This window comes from Kitasatospora sp. NPDC007106 (assembly GCF_040634455.1).
Classification (GTDB): Bacteria; Actinomycetota; Actinomycetes; order Streptomycetales; family Streptomycetaceae; genus Kitasatospora; species Kitasatospora arboriphila.
Genome location: NZ_JBEYFP010001472.1, coordinates 1 through 1022 on the forward strand (window position 1 = coordinate 1; position 1022 = coordinate 1022).

A 1022-nucleotide genomic window follows, 5' to 3' on the forward strand; every position below is an offset into this window, starting at 1 on the left:
GCGGAGCGGGTCGCGGCACACCCCGGGCGGACGGCGGTGGTGGACGGTCGGGGGGCGCTCTCCTACCGGGAGTTGGACGGCCGGGTGCGCGGCCTCGCGGCGGCGCTGGCGGCCCGCGGGGTGGCCGCGGGCTCCGTGGTGGCCACCCAACTTCCGGCCGACCGCCGCTCCTTGGCGGCGGACCTCGCGGTCGCGGCGCTCGGTGCGGTGGTGCTGCCCTGCGTACCGGGGCACGGGCGGCGGGACCTGGCCGCCCTGCTGGGCACCTCCCGGGCGGACACCGTGCTGACCGTGGGCGAACTGCCGTCGGGCGGCCGCCCGCTGGAGCTGCTCGCCGATCTCCGCGGTGAACTGCCGTACCTGCACCGGGTCCTGGATGTGGAGGCGCTGCCGCTGCCGCTCGGCCGCGAGGTGCCGCCGGTCGCGGTGGACCCGGAGGCGCCGGCCCGGATCCTGGTCTCCTCCGGGTCCGAGGCGGCGCCGAAGATGATCGCCTACTCGCACAACGCCCTGGCGGGCGGCCGCGGCCGCTACGTCGAGGAGGTGCTGCGGACGGTGGACGGCGCCCCGCCACGGGTGCTGCTGCTGGTCTCCCCGGCGACGGCGTACGGCTCGCTGGCCGTCGTGGCGCTGGTGCGCTGCGGGGCGACGGTGCTGCTGCGGGACGGCTTCGACCCGGCCGGGTCGCTGCGGGCGGTCTCCCGGCTGCGGCCGACGCATCTCGCGGCCGTCCCCACCATGCTGCGCCGGATGGCCGAGCAGCCGCCGGTGCCGGCCGAGGACCTCTCCTCGCTGCAGGCGGTGGTGTCGAGTTCGGCGATGCTCACCCCGGCGGTGCTGCGCGGGGCGCTGGCCCGGTTCGGCCGGCCGCTGGTCAACGTGTACGGGTCGAGCGACGGCATGAACTGCCACACCCGCTGGACGGATCCGGACGGCGACGTGCTGCGGGTGGGCCGGCCCGACCCGGCGGTGACGGCGGTCCGGGTGTGCGGTCCGGACGGGCGTCCGCTGCCGGCCGGGCG

The 1022-nt window shown here is 78.1% G+C and carries 1 protein-coding gene; it reads left to right on the forward strand.

Annotation, left to right across the window (positions count from 1 at the left end; all coding sequences use genetic code 11):
- Positions 1 to 1022 (forward strand): AMP-binding protein (locus ABZ641_RS39375; protein ID WP_359989560.1); only part of this gene is annotated, 1022 nt, incomplete at both ends.